We start from the raw sequence: 1,161 nt of genomic DNA on the forward strand, positions 1-1,161 counted from the left end.
GCTAGTGTTCCGTCCCAGAAATAACTTTGCATAGCCGAGCCACTTTCTGAAGGATGGAATCGGCGGTTGCCGTCCAGACGAACGGACGTTTGTGCTGGTTGTATTGCTCAACATAGCGTTCGATGCTGGCAATCAGCTGGCGCACATTTTTGAACGAACCGCGCCGGATAGCCTGCTGCGTGATCAGGCCAAACCAGCGCTCCACTTGATTGAGCCAGCTCGAATACGTCGGCGTGAAGTGCATGTGATAACGCGGGTGCTTCGCCAGCCATGCCCTGACCTTCGGGTGCTTGTGCGTTGCGTAGTTATCGACGATCAGGTGCACGTCAAGATCTTCCGGAACCGCTTGGTCAATGTGATTCAAAAACGCCAGGAACTCCTGATGTCGATGACGCGACTTGCATTGCGCGATGACCTCGCCGGTCGCCGCATTGAGCGCAGCAAACAAGGTCGTCGTGCCATGCCGTATATAGTCATGCGTAACACCTTCGAGGTAACCCAGCCCCATCGGCAACACCGGTTGCGTACGCTCGAGCGCCTGACACTGGCTCTTCTCGTCGACACACAGCACCAAGGCGTTGGTCGGCGGGCTCAGATACAGCCCGACAATATTGCGCACCTTTTCGACAAAGTACGGATCAGTCGAAAGCTTGAAGCTCTTCGAGCGATGAGGCTGTACACCGAACAGCGACAGATACCGAGCCACCGAGCTCTTCGAAATACCCGTTTGCGCAGCAGCAGAACGCACACTCCAGTGCGTTGCCCCGTCGGGCTTCTCATGCAGCACCTTCGCCAGCAACTCCGCCACGGCTTCATCGTCATGCGCGCGCGGTCGCCCAGGGCGTGCTTCGTCATGCAGACCGGCAAGCCCATGCGCGACAAACCGCTTCTTCCAGTGCGTAATCGCTGGGGACGTTACTTCACATTGCACTGCGATTTCCTGGTTCGTACGACCGTCAGCCGCCATCAGGACAATCTTTGCCCGGCGCACCAGCGAATTAGGCAGCGAACGCGAGCGGCTCATCGACAACAATTGCTCCCGCTCCAGTTCCGAGATCACCACCTCGATTCTCTTGCGCCCCATGATCGCCTCCACTCAATTTCGCTTGATCATAGAGCAACACAATTCCATGTAAAGTTATTTCTGGGACGGAACACTAG

The 1,161-nt window shown here is 56.5% G+C and carries 1 protein-coding gene; it reads right to left on the bottom strand.

Annotation, left to right across the window (positions count from 1 at the left end; translation table 11 throughout):
* Position 1: 1 nt before the first annotated feature.
* A complete protein-coding gene (locus tag DID99_RS36655; RefSeq protein WP_124668729.1) occupies positions 2-1,084 on the bottom strand; it encodes an IS630 family transposase in 1,083 nt (360 codons plus the stop codon).
* Positions 1,085-1,161: the final 77 nt, after the last annotated feature.

This window comes from Burkholderia sp. Bp8986 (assembly GCF_003854225.1).
In the GTDB taxonomy this organism is placed as follows: Bacteria; Pseudomonadota; Gammaproteobacteria; order Burkholderiales; family Burkholderiaceae; genus Burkholderia.

Coding starts and splice junctions, on each gene's coding strand:
- DID99_RS36655 (WP_124668729.1), bottom strand. CDS start 1,084: ATGGGGCGCAAGAGAATCGAGGTGGTGATCTCGGAACTGGAGCGGGAG.